The organism is Variovorax sp. WS11 (assembly GCF_010499245.1).
Lineage (GTDB): Bacteria > Pseudomonadota > Gammaproteobacteria > Burkholderiales > Burkholderiaceae_C > Variovorax.
Window position 1 is genome coordinate 414,589 of the sequence record NZ_JAAGOW010000005.1, and the last position, 24,566, is coordinate 439,154.

Genomic DNA, 24,566 nt, shown 5'->3' on the forward strand with positions numbered 1-24,566 from the left:
GTCATGCCGTCCTGGGGCACGGCGATCAGTCGATGCCGTAGCTCCGGTGAAGGCCCGGCCCGCGTATCCTTCCCAATTGTCCAGCGGCAAGGATTCACTCCGAGCCCTGCTCAGTTCGACGCCCCTTCTCTGCCGAAATCGGAGCTTCTTCAATGCACATGAAGATCTTGAGCCTCTTCCCTGCGGTCGCCATCAGCCTGGCTCTCGCGGGTTGCAGCCACACACCGTCCGTCGAGCATTTTGGGGGCAGATGCTCGGCGCTTGCCGGCAAGTCGATCTCCACCTCCTCCATCGGCCTGCCCAGCGGCCCTGCCACCGTGCTTTCGGCGGTGCTCGTGACGGCAGCGCCGGAGTCCGTCACCGGCAACACGCTCACGCCGGCGATCCCGGAATACTGCAAGGTGCTGGGCAGCGTGGCCCCGCGCGATCCGAAGGCGCAGCCGATCAATTTCCAGCTCAACCTGCCGACCCGATGGAACGGCAAGGCCCTGCAGTACGGCGGCGGCGGGTTCAATGGCGTGCTGGTCAGCGGGCTCGCGCCCTTGCGGGATGCGGCGCCCGGCGATCCGCTGCCCATCACGCGCGGCTATGCCACTTTCGGCACCGACTCGGGCCACCAGGCGTCCACGTCCCCGGCGAGCGAGCCGGGCGCATTCGCGCTCAACGACGAGATGCTGGAGAACTTCGCCTACGCCTCGTACAAAAAGGTCAGGGACGTGGCGGTGGATCTCATGCGGGGGGTCTACGGCCAGGCGCCTCGCCAGCTCTACTACTTCGGCGGCTCCGAAGGCGGCCGCGAAGGCCTGACCATGGCCCAGCGCTTCCCGGCCGACTACGACGGCATCGTCAGCGTGGTGCCGGTGATCAACTGGACTGGCCTGTTCCACGCCTTCGTGCGCAACGAGGTGCCCCAGTTCGGCGATTGGCTGGACGCCGCGAAAACGCCGCTGATCGCGAAGGCCACGTCCGATGCCTGCGATGCCCTCGACGGGCTTGCCGATGGTGTCGTCAACAACTACCTGGCGTGCCAGGGGCGCGTGAACCTGCAGCCGCTGCGCTGCCCAGGCGGCACCGATGCGGGAGCGCATTGCCTGTCGGATGCCGAGCTCTCGCTGATGCGCGGCATTCATTCGCCCTACACCTTCTCCTTCCCGCTGGCCAACGGCATCACCACCTACCCGCAGTGGCTCTACGGCCACGAGGACAGCCCGGACGGCGCTGCAGCAATGAACCTGGTTCGATGGGTGAGCGGCAGCGCCGCGCCGACCGTGCCGCCGAACGCTTCGACCGCGGCCACGCAGTGGCTCTACGGCAGCAACTGGGTCCGCTACGCGATCACTCGCGACGCCAACTTCGACGTGCGCAGCTATCGCCCGGAGTCCTTCGCCACGCGGGTGCAACAGACCTCCGCGCTGATCGACTCCACGAATCCGGATCTGTCGGCCTTCTTCGCGCGCGGCGGCAAGCTGATCATTCGAGAGAACGCGGCCGACCGGGCCCAGAGCCCGTTGATGGGCATCGAGTACTACAAGGCGATGGTGGCCCGGTTGGGCCAGGCGGCTGTGGACCGCTCGACTCGTCTGTACGTATCGCCGTCTTCCACGCACTCAGGCAATGCACGCTCGGTGACGGACAAGGGGGCGGTGCCGACGATGGCGGACTTGCTCGACCCGCTGGATCGCTGGGTCACCACCCAAACGCCGCCGGCCGACGCGATCGTGCAGACGAGCAAAGCCGGCCTTCCGCCATTTGCCGCCCAGGGCTCCCGGCCCATGTGCCGCTATCCGGGGTATCCGCACTACATGGGCGGTGACAAATCGCTGGCATCGAGCTATGCGTGTCGCGACTCGCAACCGTAGGCGGGGAGTTCATTGAGCAATGCATCTCCACTGGCTTACGCCTTTGCAGCAGCCGCCTGCTGCGTGAAAGAAAGCGTCAGGAAATCGACAAAGGCCCGGACCCGCGCCGCCAGCTGGTGGCGCTGCGGATACACCGCGTAGATGTCGGCGTCCGGCGTGTAGTACTGCGGCAGCACCTGCACCAGCCGGCCGTTGCCGAGGTAGCGCTCGATGTCCCACTCGGCCCGCATCAGGACGCCGTGCCCTTCGAGCGCCCAGTTGACCGCGATCTCGCCGTCGTTGGTGGTGAGGTTTCCTCGCGTCTTGACGGCTTCGGTGCTGACGTTGCGGCCCCTGCCGCTCGCCAGGCGCCATACGCCGTAGGCTTCCTCGCCCTGGCGGATGCCGATGCAGTTGTGCTTCGTCAGATCGTTCGGCACCTTCGGGATGCCGTGCTTCGCGAGATAGGCCGGCGCCGCGCACAGCAGGCGGCGATTGGCCGCGATGCGCCTGGCGATCACCCGGCTGTCCGGCGGTGCGCCGAAGCGCACGCAGACATCGAAGAGGTCCTCGGTCGGCGGCGGCGGGTTGACCGACAGCTGCAATTGGACCTCGACTTCCCGGTACTTGCGGACAAACTTCGAGATCAGCGGCGCCACGTGGCTGCGCCCGAAGCCCAGCGTGGCGTTGACGCGCAGGAGGCCCTTGGGAATCGCCTTGGAAACGCCGAGAAGCTCCTCCATCCCGTCGATCTCGCCGAGGATCCGGCGCGCGTGCTCGAGGTAGAGCTCGCCCTCGGGCGTCAGGCTCATGCGCCGCGTCGACCGGTTCACCAGCAACACCCCGATCCGCGATTCCATCAGCGCCAGGTGCTTGCTCACCGCGGGCGTGGTGACGCCGAGCTCACGCGCCGCAGCGCTCAGGCTTGCGGCGCTCGCCAGGGTGGAAAAGAAGCCAAGGTCCGCGGGCACGATGGCAGAAGTCATGGCAGCTCCAGTGTTGAATCCAGGTTAACAATGGATTCACTCTAGCGCCGAGCTGGTGGTCCGTCGAGTCCCTACAGTAGCGAGACCTTCTACCCACCACCCACGGAGACAAACCCATGAAGACGTACAAGATCGCCACCATCCCCGGAGACGGCATCGGCAAGGAAGTCGTGCCCGCAGGCCAGGAAGTCCTGGAGGCGCTGGCCTCGGCCGGCAGCAGTTTCAATTTCGAGTTCGAGAACTTCGACTGGGGCGGCGACTACTTCCGCGAGCACGGCGTGATGATGCCGGAGGACGGCCTGGACGCCATCCGCGACAAGGACGCGATCCTGTTCGGCTCCGCCGGCGACCCGCACATCCCCGACCACATCACACTCTGGGGCCTGCGCCTGAAGATCTGCCAAGGCTTCGACCAGTACGCCAACGTGCGCCCGACGCGCATCCTGCCCGGCATCGACGGCCCGCTCAAGCGCTGCGGCCCGGACGATCTGAACTGGGTCATCGTTCGCGAGAACTCCGAAGGCGAGTACTCCGGCGTCGGCGGCCGCGTGCACCAGGGCCACCCGATCGAGGCCGCGACCGACGTGTCGATGATGACCCGCGCCGGCGTGGAGCGCATCATGCGCTTCGCCTTCAAGCTGGCCCAGTCGCGTCCCCGCAAGCAGCTCACGGTCATCACCAAGAGCAACGCCCAGCGCCATGCGATGGTCATGTGGGACGAGATCGCCGTGCAGATCTCCAAGGAGTTCCCCGACGTCAAGTGGGACAAGGAGCTCGTCGATGCATCGACGGCCCGGATGATCAACAACCCGGCATCGCTCGACACCATCGTCGCGACCAACCTGCACGCCGACATCCTGAGCGACCTCGCCGCCGCGCTGGCCGGCAGCCTGGGCATCGCGCCCACCGGCAACATCGATCCGGAGCACCGCTATCCGTCGATGTTCGAGCCCATCCACGGCTCGGCCTTCGACATCATGGGCAAGGGCCTGGCGAATCCGGTGGGCACCTTCTGGTCGGTGGTGATGCTGCTGGAGCACCTCGGCGAGACCGAGGCCGCCCAGCGCGTGATGCAGGCCATCGAGAAAGTGACCGCCGACAAGTCGCTGCACACCCGCGACCTGGGCGGGAAGGCCACCACGGCGGAAGTCACCCGGGCCATGTGCAGTCTGGTGGCCGGCAGCTCGCAGCGCAAGGCTGCCTGACGCCGCCTGACCCCGGGCCGGCCCCGGGGTCTGCTCGCCATTCCCGAGGGCCGGCGCAGCGCGCCGTTCCCCGTCTCGAAAGCAGCCGCCAAGTGCTGCCGGGGCCCGCTCGTGCCTACCCGATACCTGGAGACAAATGATGCGCCGCTTCTTCGGCAAGCTGTACGTCCAAGTGCTGATCGGCGTCTTCGCCGGCGTGGCCCTTGGCTTCTTCGCCCCCCACATCGCCAGCGACTTCAAGCCCCTGGGCGACATCTTCATCAAGCTGATCAAGATGGTCTTCGCCCCGATCATCTTCGCCACGGTGGTGCTCGGCATCGCACGCATGGAGAACATGAAGGAGCTCGGCCGCGTCGGCGTCCGCGCGCTGATCTACTTCGAGGTGCTGTCCACCTTCGCCCTGGCGCTGGGCCTGGTCGTCGTCAACGTCGTCGGGCCGGGCAACGGCATGAACATCGACGCCACGCAGCTCGACACGAAGTCCATCGCGAGCTATACGGCCTCCGCCGCGAAACCCGAGGGCTTCGTCGACTTCATGCTGCACCTGGTGCCCACGAGCATCGTCGATGCGCTGGCCAAGAACGACATCCTGCAGATCCTGGTCTTCGCCACGATGTTCGGCGTGGCGCTGTCGCACATCGGGCCGCGTGCCAAGCCGGTGGTGGACTTCCTCGACTCGTTCACCCACGGCGTGTTCTCCGTCGTCGGGATGGTCATGCGGCTTGCGCCGCTGGCGGCCTTCGGCGCGATGGCCTTCACCGTGGGGAAGTACGGCCTGGGGTCGATCGTGTCGCTCGGCAAGCTGATGGGCACGATGTACATCACCTGCTTCCTGTTCGTCGCGCTGGTGCTCGGCGGGATCGCACGGCTCTCCGGCTTCAGCCTGTGGAAGTTCCTCAAGTACATCAAGGACGAGCTCTTCACGGTGCTCGGCACCAGTTCCTCCGAATCGGTCGTGCCGCAGCTCATGCGCAAGCTCGAGCATGCCGGCGTCTCCAAGCCGGTGGTCGGCCTCGTCGTGCCCTCCGGCCTGACCTTCAATCCGGACGGCCAGTGCATCTACTACACGATGGCGGCGATCTTCATCGCCCAGGCCACCAACACGCCGCTGACCCTGACCGACCAGCTGGTGGTGCTGGGCGTGCTGCTGCTCACCTCCAAGGGCTCGGCGGGCGTGACCGGTTCCGGCTTCATCACGCTGGCGGCGACGCTCGCCTCGATGGGGAAGATCCCGGTCGCCGGCATGGTGCTGCTGCTGGGCGTGGACCGCTTCATGTCGGAGGCGCGCGCCATCACCAACACGATCGGCAATGCGGTCGGCACCGTCGCCATCGCGCGCTGGGTGGGCTCGGTCGATCGGCAGCGCCTGGCGCAGGTGCTCGACGGCAAGACGGACCCTGAGGACCTGGATGAGCTGTACGAAGGCGACGACGAGGCCAAGGTCACGCCGATCCGCGTCTCGCAGAACACGCAGGCAACGGCTTGATCCGGCTGGCAGGCACCGTCATGAAAACCCCCGATCCACGCACCCTGCTTCGCGCCATGTTCGACGCAGCGATCGCCGCGGCCCAGCCCGCGCTGTGCGTGCCTCGCCACCTGCCGCAGCCGCCGAACGGCCGGCTCGTCGTGGTCGGCGCGGGCAAGGCATCGGCGGCCATGGCCCGCGCGGTGGAAGCGCATTGGCCAGGGGCCCTGTCGGGCCTGGTGGTGACGCGCTACGGCTATGCCGTGCCCTGCGAGCGCATCGAGATCGTCGAGGCCGCGCACCCGGTCCCCGATGCAGCCGGCGAGGCGGCTGCGCGGCGGATGCTGGCACTGGTGCAGGGACTGACGCCGGACGACCTGGTGCTGTGCCTGATTTCCGGCGGCGGCTCCTCCCTGCTGACCCTCCCGCCGCCCGGGCTCGGCCTTGCCGACAAGCAGGCGCTCAACCGCGCGCTGCTCGCCAGCGGGGCGAGCATCGGCGAGATGAACTGCGTGCGGCGGCACCTGTCGCTCATCAAGGGCGGGCGGCTGGCCGCGGCATGCAAGCCCGCGCGGGTCCTCAACCTGCTGTTGTCAGACGTTCCGGGCGACGACCCCATCGACATCGCTTCGGGCCCGACCGTGCCGGACCCGAGCACCTGTGCCGATGCGCTGGACATCCTGCGCCGCTACGGCATCGAGCTACCGACGCAGGCACGGGCATGGCTCGAGAGCGGCGAAGGCGAATCGCTGAAGGCCGGCGATCCCCGCCTGCCCGAGATCGACACCCGCTTCATCGCGACACCGCAGATGGCGCTCGAAGCGGCAGCGGCGGTGGCACGGGATGCCGGGTTGAAGCCCTGCATCCTCGGCGACGCCATCGAGGGCGAGGCCCGCGACGTGGCCAAGACCCTGGCCGGCATCGCGCTGCAGGTGGCGCGGCGTGGCCAGCCGGTGCCGCCGCCCTGCGTGCTGCTCTCCGGCGGCGAGACCACGGTGACCTTGCGCGGCAAGGGGCGCGGCGGCCGCAATGTCGAGTTTCTGCTCTCGCTCGGCATCGCGCTGGATGGGGAGCCGGGCATTCATGCGCTGGCCGGCGATACCGACGGCGTCGACGGCCAGGAAGAGATCGCGGGCGCGCTCTTGGCCCCCGACACGCTGGCGCGCGCCTGGGCGCAAGGCCTCCAGCCCCGGGCGCGGCTCGACGACAACGACGGCCACGGCTTCTTCGAGGCGCTCGGCGACTCGGTCGTGACCGGCCCGACCTTGACCAATGTGAACGACTTTCGCGCGATCGTGATCACGGCCGACCCCGGCGGTGCCGATGGTGCAACCCAGAGGAACTGACATGCGAAGAAACAAGCACGCGAAGATCGTGGCGACCCTCGGGCCGGCCAGCGACGAGCGCAAGACAATCCAGGCCCTGTTCGATGCGGGTGCCGACGTGTTCCGGTTGAACTTCAGCCACGGCACGCACGAAGACCACAAGCGCCGCCTGGACCTGATCCGCGAAGTCGAGCGCGACAGCGGCCGGCCGATCGGCGTGTTGCTGGACCTGCAAGGGCCCAAGCTGCGCATCGGCACCTTTCCCGATGGGCCCGTGGTCCTGATCGAGGGCAAGTCCTTCCGCCTCGACCTCGACGCCAAGACGCCCGGCAGCGCGGCGCGCGTGGCGCTGCCGCACCCCGAGATCTTCGCAGCGCTGGAGACCGGCACGGAGCTGCTGCTGGACGACGGCCGCCTTCGCTTGCGCGTCGAGACCTTCGGCGCGGACTTCGCGGAGACCCGCGTTGTCAACGGCGGCACCCTTTCCGACCGCAAGGGCGTGAACGTGCCCGGCGTCGTGCTGCCGCTTTCGGCGATGACCGCGAAGGACCGCGCCGACCTCGACTACGGGCTGCGCCTCGGCATCGACTGGGTGGCGCTGTCCTTCGTCCAGCGCGCGGAGGACATCACTGAGGCCCGCGCCATCATCGGCGAGCGCGCCGGGATCGTGGCCAAGCTCGAGAAGCCGGCCGCCATCGCCTCGCTCGATGCGATCGTGGCCGAAACGGACGCCGTCATGGTGGCCCGCGGCGACCTCGGCGTCGAGATGCCGGCCGAGCAGGTGCCTTCGATCCAGAAGCGGATCATTCGCGCCTGCCGCCGAGCCGGCAAGCCGGTGATCGTCGCCACCCAGATGCTCGAATCGATGGTCACGGCGCCGGTGCCCACGCGGGCCGAAGCCTCCGACGTCGCCACCGCGATCTACGAGGGGGCTGACGCCGTCATGCTGTCGGCGGAATCGGCCAGCGGGCGCTACCCCGTCGAGGCCGTGAAGATGATGAGCAGCATCGTCGCGCACACCGAGAGCGATCCGAACTACCGCAGCGCCATCGATGCCTCGCGCGCCGAGCCCCTGGCCCGCACTGCCGATGCCATCGGCTCGGCCATGCGCGACATCACCGGCCTGCTCGACGCGGCGGCGACCGTCGCCTACACCAGCTCGGGCTACTCGGCGCTGCGCATGGCGCGCGAGCGGCCGCGGGCTCCCATCATCGGCATGACGCCGCGGCTGGCCACGGCACGCCGCCTGGCACTCGCGTGGGGCGTCCACGCCGTGCTCTGCCACGAAGTGGTGGATGTGCCCGAGATGAGCGACCTCGCATGCCGCACTGCCCTCAAGGAAGGCTTCGGCACGCCGGGCCAGACGCTCGTGATCTCGGCCGGCATGCCCTTCGGCACCTCCGGCACCACCAACCTGCTGCGCATCGCGCAGATCTGAAGGGACAAGACATGGCAACGATTCGACAGGTCCGCGGCTTCGAGATCCTGGACTCCCGAGGCAATCCCACGGTCGCGGCCGAGGTGCTGCTGTCCGACGGCGCAAGAGGCTTCGCCGCTTCGCCCTCCGGCGCGTCCACGGGCGCCCGCGAGGCCATCGAGCTGCGCGACGGCGACCCGAAGCGCTACCTGGGCAAGGGCGTCACCCAGGCCGTCGGCCACGTCAACGGCGAGCTGAGCCAGGCACTGATCGGCCGCACCGCCGACGACCAGCCCGCGCTCGACCGGCTGATGATCGAGCTCGACGGGACGCGGACGAAGTCCCGGCTGGGCGCGAACGCGATCCTTGCGGTGTCGCTCGCTGCGGCCAAGGCCGCCGCGGCCTCCAGGGGCGAATCGCTGTACCGCTACATCGGCGGCGATCGCAAGCCGGTGCTGCCCTTGCCGATGATGAACATCATCAACGGCGGCGCCCATGCCGACAACAACGTCGACATGCAGGAGTTCATGATCGTGCCGCTCGGCGCGCCCCGGTTCTCCGAAGCGATGCGCTGGGGCGTGGAGGTCTTCCACTCGCTCAAGGGCCTGCTGAGAAGTCGCGGCCTGTCGACGGCCGTGGGCGATGAAGGCGGCTTCGCGCCCGACCTGCCGTCGAACGAGGCGGCCATCGAGGTCATCCTGGCGGCCATCGAACAGGCCGGCTTCAAGGCCGGCACGGACATCGCCCTGGGACTGGATGTCGCCAGCTCGGAGTTCTTCAAGGGCGGTCGGTATGAACTCGCGTCGGAGGCCAAGCAGTTCGACTCGACGCAGTTCGCCGACTACCTGGCCCGGTGGGTCGATGCCTATCCCATCGTCACGATCGAAGACGGCATGGCCGAGGACGACTGGGCCGGCTGGGAGCTGCTGACGGCCAAGCTGGGCCGGCGCGTGCAGCTGGTCGGCGACGACCTGTTCGTCACCAACACCGAGATCCTGCAGCAGGGCATCGCCCGCGGTGCGGCCAACTCGATCCTGATCAAGCCGAACCAGATCGGCACCTTGACCGAGACGCTCGCCGCCATCGCCATGGCAGACAAGGCGGGCTACTCCGCGGTGGTCTCGCACCGCTCGGGCGAAACGGAGGACACCACCATCGCCGACCTCAGCGTCTGCACGGCCGCCACGCAAATCAAGACCGGCTCGTTGTGCCGTTCGGATCGCATGGCCAAGTACAACCGCCTGCTCCTCATCGAGGCCGAGCTCGGGAACGACGCCGCGTTCGCAGGACGGGCGGCCATCCGCAGCGGCTTGAACCCTTGAATCCAGGTTAACACCGGCTTCACTTCAGCCGTGATTCGAACACCCCGCGGCTGCCTACAGTCGCATCACATCATCAGGAGACAACCATGAAGACATCGAATTTCCGTACTCGCACCACCTTGACCGCCATCGCCTTCGGCTTCGCCGCGTCGCTCGCCGCCGCGCAGTCGTGGCCCGCGAAGCCGATCACGCTGATCGTTCCCTTCCCGCCCGGCGGAAGCTCGGACGCGCTGGCGCGTTCCATCACCACGCCGCTTTCGCAGAGCCTCGGCCAGCCGGTGGTCGTCGAGAGCAAACCGGGCGCGGGCGCGACGGTCGGCGCCGACTACGTGTCGAAGGCCAAGGCCGACGGCTATACGCTGCTCATGGGCGCGGTCCACCACACCATCGCCACCAGCGTCTACAAGAAGCTGCCCTACGACTTCGAGAAGAGCTTCGCGCCGATCACCACCGTGGCCCTGGTGCCCAACGTGCTGGTGGTCAACGCCAAGTCGTCGGCGACCGACGTCAAGAGCCTTGTTGCGCAAGCCAAGGCTGCACCCGGCAAGCTGTCGTACGGCTCGAACGGCAACGGCACGGTGCAGCACCTGATCGGGACGCAGTTCTCGAGCACCGCCGGTGTCGATCTTCTGCACGTGCCCTACAAGGGCAGCGCGCCGCTGACCACCGACCTGCTCGGCGGCCAGGTGGACATGTCCTTCGACACCTTGACGCCGCTGGTCCAGCACATCAAGGCGGGCAAGCTTCGCGCGCTGGCCGTGACCACGGCGAAGCGCTCGAGCACCCTCCCCGACGTGCCGACGCTGGCCGAGGCCGGCATGAAGGACTTCAACCAGGGCACCTGGTTCGGCATCCTGGCGCCGGCGGCCACGCCCAAGGAGGTGGTCGCCAAGCTCAACGCGGAGATGGTGAAGATCATCCAGTCGCCCGAGTTCAAGAAGCGCATGGAAGAGATCGGCGCCGACCCGGTGGGCGACTCGCCCGCGCAGATGGCGGCGCAGATCAAGGACGACACGGCCAAGTACGCGAAGCTCGTCAAGGACGCCAAGGTCGCCATCGATTGAGTCGCGGGCGCTTCAAGACCCGACGCGGATCGTCGCGACCCGAGAGCGGATTGCCGCGAGCACGCTGGGCGCGACGATTCGTGATGTCTTGGGGTTGGCGGAGGGAAGATTCCTGCTCTCCAGGGTGAGGCTGACTTCCTCCGCCTCGATCTGCAGAACGCTGATGGCTCCGGGGATGTGCGGGTCCATCCAGAGCTCGACGATCGTGCGATCGAGACCGATGCCGGCCAGGCTCACCGCCACCGCAATATTCAGATGCTTCGGGAAGTGGATCGCGGCCATCCTTGCAGGTCCCTCGAAGACCTTGACCGGCGCAGTCGGAGGCGTCGTTCGGAAATCGAGCCCTTGCTCCAGGACATACGCTTCGTTGACCAGTGTTGCGGGCTTGGATCGGGACTTCAACCGAACGCTGTGAAGGGTGCCTTCTGCCGCAGCGCGCAGGAGGTCGAGGCCCGGCATGGTTCCGGAGGCGATCTGCACCTTGGCACCGTGCCGGCGTGCAAGGGCCTCCAGGTCCGGGATCGCGAGGATCCCGCCCGCACTCACGCAGATCAGATCTTTTCCATGCCTGAGCACTTCCGTGGCGATCTCGGGCAGGGAAGCGCCGGTTGCGGCCTCGACCACCACGTCACACAGCGGCGCAAGTTCAGGCAGAGGAACAACCTGCAATGCGGGGTTCAGCAAGGCCGCTCTGGTGCGCGCCTTGTCCAGATCCCGGGCGGAGATGGCGACCAGTTCCGCCTCCGGAATGGCTCCCTTCGTCAAGGCCGCGGCGACGCTCTGTCCCACGCTCCCGAAGCCGGCGATTCCGATCTTCATGTCACAGATAGCGCCGGGGATTGGCCGCGCTGTAGAAGGTATTGATCAGGGTGTTGATGTCGAAGACCGGCAGACCGGATTCGACGGCAACGAAAGACGAGAAGGGGCACATGTTCGTGCACTCGAACAGGATGGCGCCAGGGTTCGGGCAAGAGGCCATGAATTCACGCGTCATCTCGAGCATCTCTTCCTTGAGGACGTCGGTGTCGAGTTCGCGGCGCCCCTCGATATAGGTGGCCGGAAACTGCGCGTCCGGCTTCATGCCCTGGATCTGCACGGGAATGTGGTCCATCGACCAGCCGACGCCCTTGAAATGTGCGTCATTCATGTTATGGGCACGCTCGGTGAACACGCCGATGATCTTTCCCGGCGGCAGCATCGCGTGGATCAGGGGTGCCTGCATCAGCGACGAGGTGAAGACCGGAATGCCGACCTGCGAGGCGATCTGCTTCTGGAACGGCCCGAGGAAGCCGCAGCTGGTGGTGATGGCGCGGACGCCCTCGACCTCCAGTTCCTTCGCCGCAACGATGAAGGGCTCGATCAAGGCGAGGTCGGGATGATCGCCCATGATCTTGGTGGCATGGGCTCCCTTCACGATCTTGTATTTGACCGGGAAGTCGAACGAGGCGTTGTTGCCGATGTCGCCTGGCGGTCGCGGGAAAAAGGTATCCAGCATCAGAACGCCGATCTGCTGGCCATAGGTGGTATGGCCGCCTTTGAGTTTCATGGAGGATTTCCTGGATTGGGATCGCGCTTCGCAGCGTCGTTTCGGAACTTGACTTCCGGGGGAAGTCTATTGATCAGGGCTGTCACGCACAATCGATCAGATCGTCGCCAGGGCCGAGTTCTTCGTCACATCGGCGATCCCGTTGACGCGCTTCGACTAGAGCGCCGCCCACGTCGACAAAACCAAGGTTTCGATGTCGTGCACGGCACGGCCGGTGGATCGCGCGACCGCTTCCCGGTAGGGCGGCATGTTGGTGCACTCCATCACCAGGTCTTCGACCCACGGACAGCGCGTCACCAGGGCCACCGCGGCCTCGACCACGTCCTGCTCGGCCTGCGTGAAGTCCATCTGCGCCTCGTTGCCGAGGATGCGGCGGTGGAACTCGCAACCTGCCCGCACGCCCTGCACCGGCGTTCCCTGCGGAACCCCCGCGGCATCGAGGATGTGCGGGTGAAGAGAAGCCGCGTCGAAGGTGACGATCCCGGGCTTCGCGAAGGACCGGCACTGCAGGATGCTGGACGTGACGACCGGCACCGGCACCGCCGCGGCCATCGCCAGCTGCCAGGCCGCCAGGAAGCCGCAACTCGTGGTGATCATCGACGCGCCCTCCTCGACCAGTCGGATCGCCGCATCGACAAAGGGCTTCATCAGGCTCGGGTCGGCCTCCTCGACGATGCGCTTCGGCGAGGCGCCTTCGATGGTCACGAAGCGCACGGGGATGCCCGCGCGCCTGAAGGTCTCCGGGTTGCCGATGTCGCCGGGCGGCCGCGGGAAGCGCGTGTCCAGCATCAGCACGCCCAGAAATCCCTGGCAGGCAGCCATGGCCGAAGCGCCCGCCCGGATCAATGGACCGCCGACGCCACCGTGCTGCGGCGATCGATCTTGCGGCTCAGCACGATGGAGGTGTGCGTCTGGTTGATGCCGTCGATCTGGCCGAGCTGGTCCAGCAGCACGTCCAGCTGCTCGGGCGTGTCGCAGCGCAGGAGCGCCATGTAGTCGAACTGGCCGCTCACGGCCCAGACCTCCTCGACCTCGGGCAGCCGGTCGAGCGCCTTGATCACCGCCGCCCCGCTCTTGGCGTTGACGCTGAGGCCGCAGAAGGCGCGCACGGCCGCCTGCTCCAGCCGCGTGCCGAAGCGCACGCCGTAGCCCGAGACGATGCCCTCCCGCTCGAGCCGCGCGATGCGCGCGACCACCGTGGTCCTGGCAATCTTGAGCTTGCGCGCGAGGTTGGCCGCCGGCTCGCGGGCGTTGGCCTGCAGCAGGCTGAGCAGGTGGCGGTCGAGGTCGTCGAGTCGGATGTCCATGGGCAGCTGGCGGAGCAAATAACGAGCCATTGTGGCGTGTTGCGCTCCTGCTCCGGCAAGTGAAAGCCCGGCCTACACCGCACGCAGCGCTGCCGCCAGGCGCGCGACGCCTTCGGCGATGCCGGCCTCGTCCTGGCTCGCGAAGGACAGGCGGAAGCACGCAGGATCGGGCTCCCGCGCGAAGAAGGCGGCGCCGGGCACGAACATCACGCGATGTTCGATGGCTGACTTCAGCCATTGCGCGGTGTCGACCCCGGGCAAGCGCGCCCACACGAACATGCCGCCGCCCGGCTCGATGAACCGGAGGCGCTCGCCCAGATGCTCCCTGAGCGCACGCACCAGGGCCCGCGCGCGGCCGGCATAGGCCTGCCTCAGACGCGGCAGATGTTCGAGGAACAAGCCCTGCGCCAGGTAAGCGGCTGCCGCGGCCTGGGTGAGCGTGGAGGCGTGCATGTCGTCGGTCTGCTTGGCCAGCACGCAGGCGCGGCGCACATCCGGCGGGCCCAGCATCCAGCCCAGCCGCAGGCCGGGCGCGAGCGTCTTCGACAGGCTGGACAGATAGGTGACGATCCCGTCGGCACCATCGACCGCATGGCGCAGCGAATAGAGAGCAGGCGGGGGCGGCTGGTCGAAGTACAGGTCGCCGTAGGGGTCGTCCTCGATGACCAGGCAGCGGTGCCGCACCGCCAGCTCCAGCAGCGCGCGCCGGCGCGCTTCGCCCAGCGTGCGTCCGCTGGGGTTGCCGAAGGTGGGCACCGTGTAGAGCAGCTTCGGCTTGAGGCGCACCAGGGCCGCCTCGAAGGCGTCGATCACCAGGCCTTCGTCGTCGGTGGCAACCTGGTGGATGGACGCACCCGCGAAGCGAAAGGCGGACAGCGCGGCCGGATAGGTCGGCGCTTCGACCAGCACCACGTCGCCCGGGCTCAGCAGGGTCCGGGCCAGCAGGTCGATGCCCTGCTGGGAGCCGCTCAGCGTCAGCACATCGGCCGGCTCGGCGGCCATGCCGCGTGCGCTCAACAAACGTGCGAGCTGCACGCGCAGTGCCATCGCGCCTTCGGTGCCGCCGTATTCGAGCGCCTGGCCGAACTCGGCGGGCGCGAAGCGGCCGAAGATCTGCTGCAGCCCCGCTGCATCCATCAGCTCCGGCGCCGGATAGCCGCCGGCCAGGGAAATCATCCCGGGCAGATCCGAAAAGCGCTTGAGCTCGCGGATCGGCGAGCCCGGCGCGCTGGCGTAGCGCGCGTTGACGAAGGAATGCTGGTCCATGGTTTTCTTTCAGTCGAGCCGCACATTGCCGAGCCGCGCGGCCGGATCCAGGTGGCGATGAAGGGCGCCTGCCAGCGCACGCGTCGGCCGGTCGGTGAAGCGGCGGTGATAGGCCTGGTTGTAGGGACCGATGCCATGCTCGGCGCTGAAGCTCCCGTCGAACTCGTGGACCACCGTCTCGTAGATGGCGGTGCGCAAGGCCTGGATCGCGGCGTCGCCGGTCTCGCGGGGCACGACGATGTTGAGATGCACGCCGCCGTCGCCCAGGTGGCCGAAGTCGCAGACGCGCGCTTCCGGGACATGGGCGCCGATCAGGGCCAGGGCCCGTGCGCGGAAGGCCGAGAAGCGGGAGCGGCTCACCGCCACGTCGAAGGCCACGAGCCGGCCCAGCGCCTGAACCGATTCGCTGACCGCATGGCGGATGCGCCAGAGACGTTGCGGCTTGTCCACGACCGCGTCGATCACCAGGCCGCTGTCGAGCTGCGACTCGAGCCAGGCCATGAGCAGCGCCTCCAGGTCGAAGCCCGCACCCGGGCCGATCGCGCTCGACACCTCGAGCAGCACCGCGTAGGCCGGCGCCTTCGCGAAAGGCGCCGGCACATCCGGCAAGTGCCCGACGGCCGCCGACAGCGCCGGGCCGGACAGGCCCTCGAAGGCGCTGACGAACTCACCGAGCGCCTGCTCCACCGAGCCCAGCAGCGCCATCGCCGCAGCCGGCGATTCGACGGCGACGAGGGCAGTGGCCGCCTGCCGCTGGACCGGATGCAGCTTGACCGTGACGCGGCTCAGGACCGCGAAGGCGCCGAGCGTGCCCGCCAGCAGCTGGCACCAGTCCAGGCCCGTGTTGTTCTTGCGAAGCGCGCGCGTGGAGCCCACCCGCGCACCGGGCGGATGCAGCAGCACCGCCTCCACGGCCAGCAGGTTCTCGCGCACGCCGCCATAGCGGATCAGCCGCGCGCCGCCGGTGTTGGTCGCCACCATGCCGCCGAGGGAGGGATCGGCGCCGAGGTCGATGGGGAAGCACAGGCCATGCTCGGCCGCGGCGCGGTTGAGATCGGACAGGCGGTAGCCCGCCGCCACCACGGCGCTGCGGTTGACCGGGTCGATCTCCAGGCCGTCGCGCAGGCGCTGGGTTGACAACACCCATTGGCTTCCTGCTTCGGTGGGTGTGGCAGCGCCCACCAATCCGGTGGCAGCACCCTGCACGACGAAGGCCTGCCCCGCGGCGGCGAGCTGCTCGATCACCCATGCCAGCTCGTCGCGGCTGGCCGGGCGCAGCACGGCGCGTGCCTGGCCTCGGCCGTGTCTTGCCGACACCTCGTAGGGCGCCTTGTCCGCCGCGTCCAGAAGGACGCCTGGCGTTCCGAGGCGTGCCGCGAACGCGGCGAGCAGCGCATCGTGAGTCATCGCGCCGTTCATCGACTTCAGCTTTCGGCCGAGGCCGCCGCGCAGCGCAACTCGCTGCGGCAGCCCGCCAGCGAGGCCGCCTGCGCCGCCTCGTACAAGGCGAACTCGTCCTGCACCGCGGTGCCGAGCGCCGCCTCGAAGGCCGCGCGATTGCCGCCGGCTGCAGGGATGGACGTCCCCTCCGATCCCAGGTTCGAGCGGAAGATGCCCGCGGCGCTCACGGGCAGGAAGTCCTCATAGACCAGCGGCTGCAAGCGCAGCCAGCCGCCCGCCAGCAAATCATCCGGCGAAGCCTCCGCATCCGGCGGCGAGGCGGCGATGCGCTCCGCGTCCAGCGTGTAGCGGAAGTAGGCGAGCCGCTCGCGATGGAGCGTGGCCAGGTCGTCCGGAAAGGCTTCGAAGGCGTGCGCCAGCGCCGTGGCGCGCGGGACAGCGGCGCGCTCGGCCGCGAGCGCGCGCGCCAGCAGTTCGTCATACAGGGCCCGCCCCCGCGGGGTCAACGCGCAGCCGCGCTGCTCGATCTCGCCGAAGCGAGCGGTGTGCGTGCCGTCCGCGCCGCTCTCGCCCGGGAAGCGGATGCCCTCCTCCAGCGCCAGAAAGCTGGTCTGGCGCAGCAGGATGAGATGCCGGCGCCGCGGCGGTCCCTCGATCGAGTCCTTGGCGCGCAGCCCGCGCCTGTGCATCTCGGCCTGCGCTTCGTCGATGTCGAGCACGCGGGGCGTGAGGTGGTTGATGTGCGGGCCCTTGAAGCAGACCACGTCCGCCACCAGCGGGTGCGAGGCCCGCAGCTGGCGATAGGTCCCGATGTCGACCGTGGCCTCGCTGTGCCAGCGGAAGGTCTCGAGCGCCTGCGCGACGAAGGCCTGCGCCTGCGCACCCGTCAGGCCGCCCTGGCGCTCGGCCTGGTCGATCAGGGCCAGGCACTCCGGCGTGAAGATCCGGCGGCGGAGAAGGATCTCCGCCGCGCGCTGCCTGAGCGCCGCGTCCTCGATCAGCTCCAGCCGCAGCAGCGAGGTGAACACGCGAAAGGGATTGCGCTCCAGCGAGCGCTCGTCCACCGGCCTGAAGGCGGTCGCGTGCACGGGAACGCCCGCCATCGACAGGTCGTAGTAGCCCACCGGCTTCATGCCCATCAGCGCGAACAGGCGGCGCAGGGTCGACAGCTCGGAGGCGGTGCCCAGGCGGATCGCGCCATGGCGCTCCACGTCGAGCCGATCGAGCTGCTGCGCCGAACGCATGCGTGCGGCCAGCGCCTGGTCTTCGTGGAGCACCCGTGCATTGATGTCGGCCACCAGCTCCAGCAGCGTGCCGTACTGCGGAACCTCCGCCCTGTACATGGCGGACAGCGCGCGTGAAAACAGGGTGCGAATGTCGTCGGGATGAACGAAGGCATGGGTGCTCATGGGCCCGGACTATGGCCGCGAACGGCCTCGATGGATATCGATAAGTCGTCAAGATTTGATGTCAGAATTGAATGAACCAGGTCGCGGTTCGGACGTCGCCTCCTTGAAGCCGCTTATCGGCTTGTTGCAGTTTCATCAACATGTTCAGACGAGAATTTCTCCCACCCGTGGGGCAGCTGATGGCCTTCGAAAGCGCCGCGCGCCATGGCAGCGTGTCGCGCGCCGCCGCGGAGCTGCACCTCACGCAAAGCGCGATCTCGCGGCAGATCAAGCAGCTGGAAGATCAGATCGGCACTGCGCTTTTCCATCGCGTGCGGCAGCGCGTGGTACTGACGGAGGCGGGCCGCGTTTACGCGGCGGAACTGCGCGGGGGGCTCGAATCGCTGGCCAGCGCCACCCAGCGCGCCATGACGCTGGGCGGCATCGGCGACGTGCTCAACCTGGCGGCGCTGCCGATGTTCGCCACGCGCTGGCTGATCCCGCGCATGAAGCGCTTCGCCGCTCTGCAGCCGGACGTGACGGTCAACTTCGCGTCGCGCACGGAGCCCTTCGACTTCGCGCGCGAGCCCTTCGATGCGGCCATCCATTTCGGCGCGGCCTTCTGGCCGGGAGCTTCCTGCGACTACCTGCTCGGCGAGAGCGTGGTGCCGGTGTGCAGCCCCGAGTTCAAGCGCCGCCATCGCGTCCAGCACAAGGAGGATCTCGCCGGGCTGTGCCTGCTGCAGCAGTCCTCGCGCCCCACGCAGTGGGCCGAATGGTTCGAGCAGGTGAAGGTGGCGGCCCCCCATGCGATGCGCGGGCCGCGCTACGAGCAGTTCTCCATGCTCGCGCAGGCGGCGGCCAGCGGGCACGGGCTGGCCCTGGTGCCGCGCTTCCTGGTCGAGGAAGAGATCGCTGCCGAGCGCTTGGTGGTGCTGTTCCGGGAGGCGCTCATCACCCAGCACGCCTACTACCTGGCGATCCCCGAGGCCGGCGGCAGGAACCGGCTGGTCCAGGCGTTCAGGGACTGGCTGGTGGGCGAGGCCTCCGCGGCCGCGCTCAAGCCAGCGCCGGCGCGGCCTGGCCTTCGCCCGCCGAAGACTTGAAGCGGCCCAGGAAGGCGCGTGTCGACTCCTGGCGGGGGTTGTCGATCACCACGCTCGGCGGCCCGCACTCGGCCACCACGCCGTCGCGCATGAAGATCACCTGGTCCGCCACCTCGCGCGCGAAGCCGATCTCGTGCGTGACCAGGATCATGGTCATGCCCTCCTTCGCCAGGCCCTTGATGACGTTCAGGACTTCGCCGACCAGCTCCGGGTCCAGCGCCGAGGTCGCCTCGTCGAACAGCATCACGGCCGGCTTCATGGCCAGCGCACGCGCGATCGCGACACGCTGCTTCTGTCCGCCGGACAGCTTGTCGGGGTAGTAGTCGGCGCGCTCCAACAGGCCCACCTTCTTCAGCAGTTCCCGCGCCGCGGCTTCCGCCTCGGCCTTGGGCGTCTTCAGCACGGTGACCGGGCCCTCCATCACGTTCTGCAGCGCTGTCATGTGCGGGAACAGGTTGAAGTGCTGGAACACCATCCCGGTGGACGCGCGGAACTTCGCCAGCTTCTTCTCGCTGGGCAGCGTCGTGTGCTTGCCGTTGAACTCGATGCTCTGGTCGCCGACGGTGATGCGCCCGCCCTCGGGCACCGACAGCAGGTTGATGCAGCGCAGCAGCGTGGACTTGCCCGAGCCCGAGGGCCCGATCATGGCCACCACCTGGCCGCGCTCGACCTGCAGGGTGATGTCCTTCAGGACCACGTGCGCGCCGAAGGATTTCTTCAGGCCCGCGATGTCGATCAAAGGCTGGTTCATCTCAAGCTTCCTTGGGGCCGGCGCCGTATTCCATGCGCTTGGCCCAGATGGTGATCGGCAGCAGCACGGCGAAGTACGCCACCGCGATGAAGGTGTAGACCTCGAGCGGGCGGTAGGTGTCGTGCGCGATCACCTGGCCCTGGTACAGCAGGTCCGGCACGGCCAGCACCGAGAGCAGCGAGGTGTTCTTCAGCTGCATGATCGACTGGTTCATCAAGGGCGGGACCATCTTCTTGAAGGCCTGCGGCAGGATGATCCGCCGCATCAGCTGGAAGCGCGTCATGCCCAGCGCCTTGGCCGCCTCGGTCTGGCCGAGGTCGATGGAGATGATGCCGCCACGGACGATCTCCGAGTAGAAGGCGCCGCCGTACAGCGCCAGGCACAGGGTGGCGGCGCCCATCGCGGACATCTCGATGCCCGTGAGCACCGGCAGCGCGTAGTAGAACCACACCAGTTGCACCAGCACGGGCGTACAGCGGAACACCTCGATGTAGGCGCGCAGCGGCGCCGTCAGCAGCGGGTTGCTGGAGAGCCTGCCGAGGCCGGTCAGCAGGCCGACCAGGAGGCCGAGGATCACGCAGATGACGGTGAAGACCAGCGTGTAGAGCAGGCCCGTGGCCAGCAGGGTGCGGTACTTCCAGAGGACGGCGAAGTCCCAGTCGTAGCCGGCCGCCGCTGCGCCCGGCGCGACCCCCGTGAAGTGCTTCGCCGCGGCCCACAGGCCGGCGATCGCAAGCACCACCAGCAGTGCCATCCCCAGGTGGGAGCGGCCCTTGTCTTCCGCCGCAGGCTCAGCGTATTGCATGACTGGCTCCTCAGAACTTGATTTCGGGCGGGAAGGCGCTCGCGGGCACGCCGGCGAGTTTCTCCATGTTCTTCAGGATGATGCTGCGCACTTCGCCCTTGGTGCGGACATCGGCCAGCCACGCGTTCGTCGCCTTCTGGAAGGCGGGATCGGACTCCTTGCGCAGGCCGATGCTCACCGGCGCGGTGTAGACGGGCTGGGGGATGTACATGGTGCCGATCGATGCGCGCTTCGCGAGCAGCGGCTGCGCCAGCAGGATCACCAGGATCTGGCAATCGGAGCGGCCCGCCTGCAGCGCCATGGTGGCGGCGCCGGAGTTCTCGAGCCGGGTGACCTCGGCCTTGGGCAGCACCTTGGTGGCGAGCTGGTCATGGCTGGAGCCCACGTCCACCACGATCTTGGTCTCGGGCGTGTTGAGCTGCTCCCAGGTCTTCTGCGGATAGCCCTTCTTGCACACCGCCGTGTAGGTGTTGTCGAAGAGGGTCTCGCTGAAGTTGACGACCTCCTTGCGCGCGGGCGTGGGAGCCATGCCGAACATCGCGTCGATCTTGTTGGCCTGGAGGTCCAGCACCGCATTGCCCCAGGTGGTCTCGACATACTCGACCTTGGCGCCCAGCTTCTGCGCCAGGCTCTCGGAAAAGTCGGGACCGAAGCCCTCCCATTTGCCGGAGGCGAGGTCCTTGTTGAAGTAGGGAATGGCGCCGGCGACGGCACCCACGCGCAGGACCTTGGTCCGCTGCACCCGGGCCATCGCGCTTTCGGCTTCCTGCGCGGACGCAAGTCCGACCGCACACACACTCGTCAGCGCCACCAGGGCACGCAAGAAAAATCGCTTTGTCGTCAACACGTCATCTCCATGCAAGAAGCTTGCCATTGAAAGAATAGGAAAGTAATGCTCTCCAGCCCGAGCCAAGTCTAGAAGTCAGTGCTGTCACATTCAACGTGGCACATCGTCAGGACGACGAAAAGTTCTCGTCGATCCGTCAGCGCCTTCGACGACTTGGACGCTCGGTCATGGATTGCGCAAGCTTCGCGCCAAGAGCCCCGCAAGGCGACTTCAGGTGGAAAGCGCATGAGCCATGACCTTGCGGTGCCTTCCCCCTAGCCGGCGAAGGCGATTCGCTGCTTCTCGACGATCTTCCAATCCACTTCGACGCCGATGCCGGGGCCGGTCGGCACATGCACATGGCCCGCAGCCACGGGCGTCATCTGCGCAAGCACGTCTTCGAGAAACACGTACTTCGGCATGTAGAACTCGCATCCCAGCGAGACGTTGGGGCTCGCCGCAATGAAGTGCGACGCAGCGGCCAAGGCAATGCCGCCTTCCCAGAGCGTGCCTCCGTAGCACGGCAGGCCGGCCGTTTCAGCGATGGCGTTGACCTTCATCGCCTTCAGGATGCCGCCGCTTTTCATGAGCTTGATGCTGATGATGTCGGCCGCACGTTCCTGCACCGTCCTCAGCGCCTCGGCGGGCGAGAACACGCTTTCGTCCGCCATGATCGGCGTGTCGAGTGCGGCGGCGAGTTGCGCCATGGTCGCGATCGCATCGCGCGGCACAGGCTGCTCGATGAAGGTGGGATTGAATGGCTCGACCTGGCGCAGTTGACGCAAGGCCTCGTACGGCAGCAGCCCCTGGTTGTAGTCGATCCGCAGGTCGAAGGCGTCGCCGAGATGCTCGCGCAACAAGGACAGTCGCTTCAGGTCCTCGGCCGGCGCTGCAAATCCCGTCTTGACCTTGAAGATCCGGTGGCCCTCGGCCAGCATCTGCTTCGCCAGTTCGATGTCGGCGTGGATATCGGGATTCGCGATCGAGAACGAGAAGGGGATCGTGTCGCGGAACTTGCCGCCGATCAGCACGTGGAGCGGCACCTGGGCCAGCTTGCCGCAGATGTCGAACAAGGCCATTTCGACCGCCGCCTTGGCCTCGGGGTTGGCCACGAGCGCGCGGTCGCATTCCTGCATTCGTGCGGGAATGTCTCTCGGGTCCCTTCCGATCAACACCGGGCGCAGGAAAACGTCGATCGCATGGAACACGTTCTCGTTGGTGCCCGAGAACACTTCCCAGGCCTGGGCCTCGCCCACGCCGTCGATCCCCTGGTCGGTACGAATGCGCAGCACCACGCGTTTGATGGAAGCCTGAATCGTCCCCACGCCCTGCGAGCGCTTCATCTTGATCGGGGACTCCAGCAAGTTCAGTTCGATCTTTTCAATCTTCATGGTTGTGACCGTCTAGAGATGAGGAAAGGACTTCAGATCTGGAGCTGCGGAGGAATCTTGTCCTCGCCGACATCGCCGACTTTCTTGAGGTTCTCGATGAAGATGCGACGCATGTTCCCGCTGGCGCGTTCGGCCTTCAGCCATTGGTTGATGTGCTGGAGCCATCGCGGATCGGACTCCTTGCGCACGCCGCCGTTGGAGGTCGCGGTCTCCTCGGGCGTCAGAATGACGACCTGGCCCACGCCGGGGTTCTTGCTGGTGACCGCCAACGCCAGGGGAAGGACCAGGATCTGCGCATCGGCACGCCCCGTCTGGACCGAGAGCGTTGCGTCGACGGCGCTGTCCAGCCGGATCAGCTGCGCCTCGCCGAGCAGCCGCGTCGCGACGACGTCGTGCGAAGACCCCTTGTCGACGGCCACGCGGACCGACGGCTTGTTGAGATCGGCCCAGGTCTTCGGACTGAACCCCTTCTTGCAGACCGCCGTGAACGCGATGCGCAACAAGGGATCGGTGAAGTCAATGACCTGAAGCCGCGCCGGCGTCGGGTTCAGGCCGAAGAAGACATCGATCTTCTGGGATTGAAGCTCCAGCACCGAATTGCCCCAGCTCGTGGGCGTGATCTCGAGCTTCGCGCCGAGGCTCTTGGCCAGCTCGCGGTAGTAGTCGGCCATGCAGCCCAGCCATTCGCCACTGACGAGGTCCTTCTTGTAGTAAGGCAGGCCGCCGTCGACCGCGCCTACCCGAATGATCTTGGTGCGCGTCACCCGCTCCCACGTCGATTCGCCGCCTTGGGCGAAAGCCACTGGATGAAGCGCAGCCGTGGCGGCGGCGAGCGATCCGCTCAGAAAATTGCGTCGTTGCATGGTCAGGGGTCCTTTCGTTGCGTGGTGGAGTCGTCAACCGAGAAATCGAGCGGGTCGAAAAGGCACTGGATCGATGGCGGCCGCCTCGCCCGACATCATGGCGCCCAGCAGTGTGGCGGTCCCGGGCCCGGTGCTGAAGCCGATGTGCTGATGACCGCAGGCGAGCCACAGCCCCGGCCGGCCCGGGCACTCGCCGATCATGGGCCGGCTGTCGGGCAGGGTGGGCCGGCTGCCGAGCCAGGGGTCCGTCTCCAGGCGGCCCTCCAGCGGGAAGGCCTGCCTGGCCGCTGCTTCGGCCAGGTCCAGCTGCGCGAGGTTCTTCGGCGCGTCGCGGGCCGCGAGCTGGACCCCGGTGGAAAGGCGAAGCCCCTCTTCCATCGGCGACAGCACATAGCCGCCGCCGGTGTCGTAGATGGGGCGCCCGAGCCTGGCGCCATCGGCGGCGCGATAGTGCATGTGATAGCCGCGTTCGAAGGCCATGGGCACCGGCACGCCGAGCGCATCGCCGAGGAACTCCTTGCTCCACGGGCCGAGGGCGACCACCACATGGTCGGCTTCGCGCGTGATGCCATCCGCCGATGCGATCCGCCACGCGCCGCCGGCGCCGGCTCGCTGCAGTCCGGAGACGGCCGCCACCTCGATCCGACCGCCACGCGAAGCGAAGAGCTTTGCATAGGCCTCGACCACGCGCCCCGGGCTGTCGACCGAGGCCGTGTCCTTGATCCACAGCGCGCGCGGAAAGACGGGCTTCAGGTCGGGCTCCAGGTCCGACAGCTCGCGGGGATCGAGCGCCTGCGTCGCGACACCGAAGCGATCGAAGGTCTCGCGCGAACGCCGGCTCCCGTCGAAGGCCGTCTCGCTGCGATAGAGGAACAGCCAGCCGTTGGTCCGCAAGCGATGCGCGATGCCAGCCTCCGCCAGCCATCGGCGGTGCTCGTCGAACGACAGCCTGATCAGCGCGTCGAGCGCGGCCGTAGTCTCGTCGTAGAAGCGCTTGCGCGCGCGGTAGAGGAACGCGATGGCCCAGGAAAGATTGCGCGCCAGGAAGACAGGGTCGTACCGGAACTGCACGCTCGTGTTCTTCAGCAGCCTCGGCAGCGAGGACCACAGCCCCGGGTTGTTGAAGGGCACCAGCGAGCTGCGCGCCATCACGCCCGCATTGCCGTAGGAAGCCTCGCGCCCCGGTGCGCCCTTGTCGAGCAGCGTCACCGCCCAGCCGCGGCGCTGCAGCTCCAGCGCACACGAGACACCGACGATGCCGGCGCCCAGGACCACCACCGTCTTCGTCATCGGG

22 protein-coding genes are annotated in these 24,566 nt (G+C 67.6%); 8 read left to right on the forward strand and 14 right to left on the reverse strand.

Annotated features, from left to right (window positions below; genetic code table 11):
• Nucleotides 1-158: 158 nt before the first annotated feature.
• Nucleotides 159-1,859 (forward strand): tannase/feruloyl esterase family alpha/beta hydrolase, encoded by a 1,701-nt coding sequence (locus GXN78_RS36480; protein ID WP_164256263.1) that lies wholly within the window; start codon nt 159-161, stop codon nt 1,857-1,859.
• A 35-nt stretch (nt 1,860-1,894) separates the two neighbouring features.
• Here the strand turns inward: GXN78_RS36480 and GXN78_RS36485 are convergent, their stop codons facing one another.
• Nucleotides 1,895-2,824 carry a LysR substrate-binding domain-containing protein gene (locus GXN78_RS36485; RefSeq protein ID WP_106556225.1) on the reverse strand — a complete coding sequence of 310 codons (930 nt, stop codon included), beginning with the start codon at nt 2,822-2,824 and terminating at the stop codon, nt 1,895-1,897.
• 116 nt (nt 2,825-2,940) lie between these two features.
• Between GXN78_RS36485 and GXN78_RS36490 the strand changes: the two genes are divergently transcribed.
• From GXN78_RS36490 to GXN78_RS36515, 6 genes are all read left to right on the forward strand, one after another.
• Nucleotides 2,941-4,029 (forward strand): tartrate dehydrogenase, encoded by a 1,089-nt coding sequence (locus tag GXN78_RS36490; protein ID WP_106556226.1) that lies wholly within the window; start codon nt 2,941-2,943, stop codon nt 4,027-4,029.
• A 136-nt stretch (nt 4,030-4,165) separates the two neighbouring features.
• Nucleotides 4,166-5,515, forward strand: coding sequence for a dicarboxylate/amino acid:cation symporter (locus GXN78_RS36495; protein WP_106556227.1), 1,350 nt, complete (start codon nt 4,166-4,168; stop codon nt 5,513-5,515).
• A 20-nt stretch (nt 5,516-5,535) separates the two neighbouring features.
• Nucleotides 5,536-6,840, forward strand: coding sequence for a glycerate kinase (locus GXN78_RS36500; protein WP_106556323.1), 1,305 nt, complete (start codon nt 5,536-5,538; stop codon nt 6,838-6,840).
• A gap of 1 nt (nt 6,841) precedes the next feature.
• Nucleotides 6,842-8,257 (forward strand): pyruvate kinase, encoded by a 1,416-nt coding sequence (gene pyk / locus GXN78_RS36505; RefSeq protein ID WP_106556228.1) that lies wholly within the window; start codon nt 6,842-6,844, stop codon nt 8,255-8,257.
• An 11-nt stretch (nt 8,258-8,268) separates the two neighbouring features.
• Nucleotides 8,269-9,558: a phosphopyruvate hydratase gene (eno, locus tag GXN78_RS36510; protein ID WP_106556229.1), complete on the forward strand. Its 1,290-nt coding sequence runs from the start codon at nt 8,269-8,271 to the stop codon at nt 9,556-9,558.
• Nucleotides 9,559-9,644: 86 nt separating this feature from the next.
• Nucleotides 9,645-10,622, forward strand: coding sequence for a tripartite tricarboxylate transporter substrate binding protein (locus tag GXN78_RS36515; RefSeq protein WP_106556230.1), 978 nt, complete (start codon nt 9,645-9,647; stop codon nt 10,620-10,622).
• Nucleotides 10,623-10,634: 12 nt separating this feature from the next.
• Here the strand turns inward: GXN78_RS36515 and GXN78_RS36520 are convergent, their stop codons facing one another.
• From GXN78_RS36520 to GXN78_RS36550, 7 genes are all read right to left on the reverse strand, one after another.
• A complete protein-coding gene (locus GXN78_RS36520) occupies nt 10,635-11,441 on the reverse strand; it encodes an aspartate dehydrogenase domain-containing protein (RefSeq protein ID WP_106556231.1) in 807 nt (268 codons plus the stop codon).
• A gap of 1 nt (nt 11,442) precedes the next feature.
• Nucleotides 11,443-12,168, reverse strand: coding sequence for an aspartate/glutamate racemase family protein (locus GXN78_RS36525; RefSeq protein ID WP_106556232.1), 726 nt, complete (start codon nt 12,166-12,168; stop codon nt 11,443-11,445).
• A gap of 156 nt (nt 12,169-12,324) precedes the next feature.
• Nucleotides 12,325-12,990 (reverse strand): hypothetical protein, encoded by a 666-nt coding sequence (locus GXN78_RS36530; protein WP_106556233.1) that lies wholly within the window; start codon nt 12,988-12,990, stop codon nt 12,325-12,327.
• Between the two features lie 20 nt (nt 12,991-13,010).
• Nucleotides 13,011-13,475, reverse strand: a complete 465-nt coding sequence (locus tag GXN78_RS36535) for an Lrp/AsnC family transcriptional regulator (protein ID WP_106556324.1) — start codon at nt 13,473-13,475, stop codon at nt 13,011-13,013.
• A gap of 72 nt (nt 13,476-13,547) precedes the next feature.
• Entirely contained in the window at nt 13,548-14,741 is a 1,194-nt protein-coding gene (locus tag GXN78_RS36540; RefSeq protein WP_106556234.1) for a PLP-dependent aminotransferase family protein, read from the reverse strand.
• Between the two features lie 9 nt (nt 14,742-14,750).
• Nucleotides 14,751-16,148, reverse strand: a complete 1,398-nt coding sequence (locus GXN78_RS36545) for an FAD-binding oxidoreductase (protein ID WP_106556325.1) — start codon at nt 16,146-16,148, stop codon at nt 14,751-14,753.
• Between the two features lie 17 nt (nt 16,149-16,165).
• Nucleotides 16,166-17,551: a DUF1338 family protein gene (locus GXN78_RS36550; RefSeq protein WP_106556235.1), complete on the reverse strand. Its 1,386-nt coding sequence runs from the start codon at nt 17,549-17,551 to the stop codon at nt 16,166-16,168.
• Between the two features lie 140 nt (nt 17,552-17,691).
• Here GXN78_RS36550 and GXN78_RS36555 point away from each other — a divergent pair, with 140 nt between their 5' ends.
• Entirely contained in the window at nt 17,692-18,636 is a 945-nt protein-coding gene (locus tag GXN78_RS36555) for a LysR family transcriptional regulator (RefSeq protein ID WP_106556236.1), read from the forward strand.
• Here the strand turns inward: GXN78_RS36555 and GXN78_RS36560 are convergent.
• The 6 genes from GXN78_RS36560 to GXN78_RS36585 form a co-directional block, all read right to left on the reverse strand.
• A complete protein-coding gene (locus tag GXN78_RS36560; protein WP_106556237.1) occupies nt 18,590-19,387 on the reverse strand; it encodes an amino acid ABC transporter ATP-binding protein in 798 nt (265 codons plus the stop codon). The two genes, GXN78_RS36555 and GXN78_RS36560, sit on opposite strands and share 47 nt — an antisense overlap.
• Before the next feature lies 1 nt (nt 19,388).
• Nucleotides 19,389-20,192 carry an amino acid ABC transporter permease gene (locus GXN78_RS36565; protein ID WP_106556238.1) on the reverse strand — a complete coding sequence of 268 codons (804 nt, stop codon included), beginning with the start codon at nt 20,190-20,192 and terminating at the stop codon, nt 19,389-19,391.
• A gap of 10 nt (nt 20,193-20,202) precedes the next feature.
• On the reverse strand, nt 20,203-21,036 hold the full coding sequence (locus GXN78_RS36570) for a transporter substrate-binding domain-containing protein (protein ID WP_106556326.1): 834 nt from the start codon (nt 21,034-21,036) through the stop codon (nt 20,203-20,205).
• 257 nt (nt 21,037-21,293) lie between these two features.
• Entirely contained in the window at nt 21,294-22,409 is a 1,116-nt protein-coding gene (locus GXN78_RS36575; protein ID WP_106556239.1) for an enolase C-terminal domain-like protein, read from the reverse strand.
• Between the two features lie 32 nt (nt 22,410-22,441).
• Nucleotides 22,442-23,272 carry a transporter substrate-binding domain-containing protein gene (locus GXN78_RS36580; RefSeq protein WP_106556240.1) on the reverse strand — a complete coding sequence of 277 codons (831 nt, stop codon included), beginning with the start codon at nt 23,270-23,272 and terminating at the stop codon, nt 22,442-22,444.
• A gap of 33 nt (nt 23,273-23,305) precedes the next feature.
• Nucleotides 23,306-24,562 (reverse strand): FAD-dependent oxidoreductase, encoded by a 1,257-nt coding sequence (locus tag GXN78_RS36585; protein ID WP_106556327.1) that lies wholly within the window; start codon nt 24,560-24,562, stop codon nt 23,306-23,308.
• Nucleotides 24,563-24,566 lie beyond the last annotated feature (4 nt).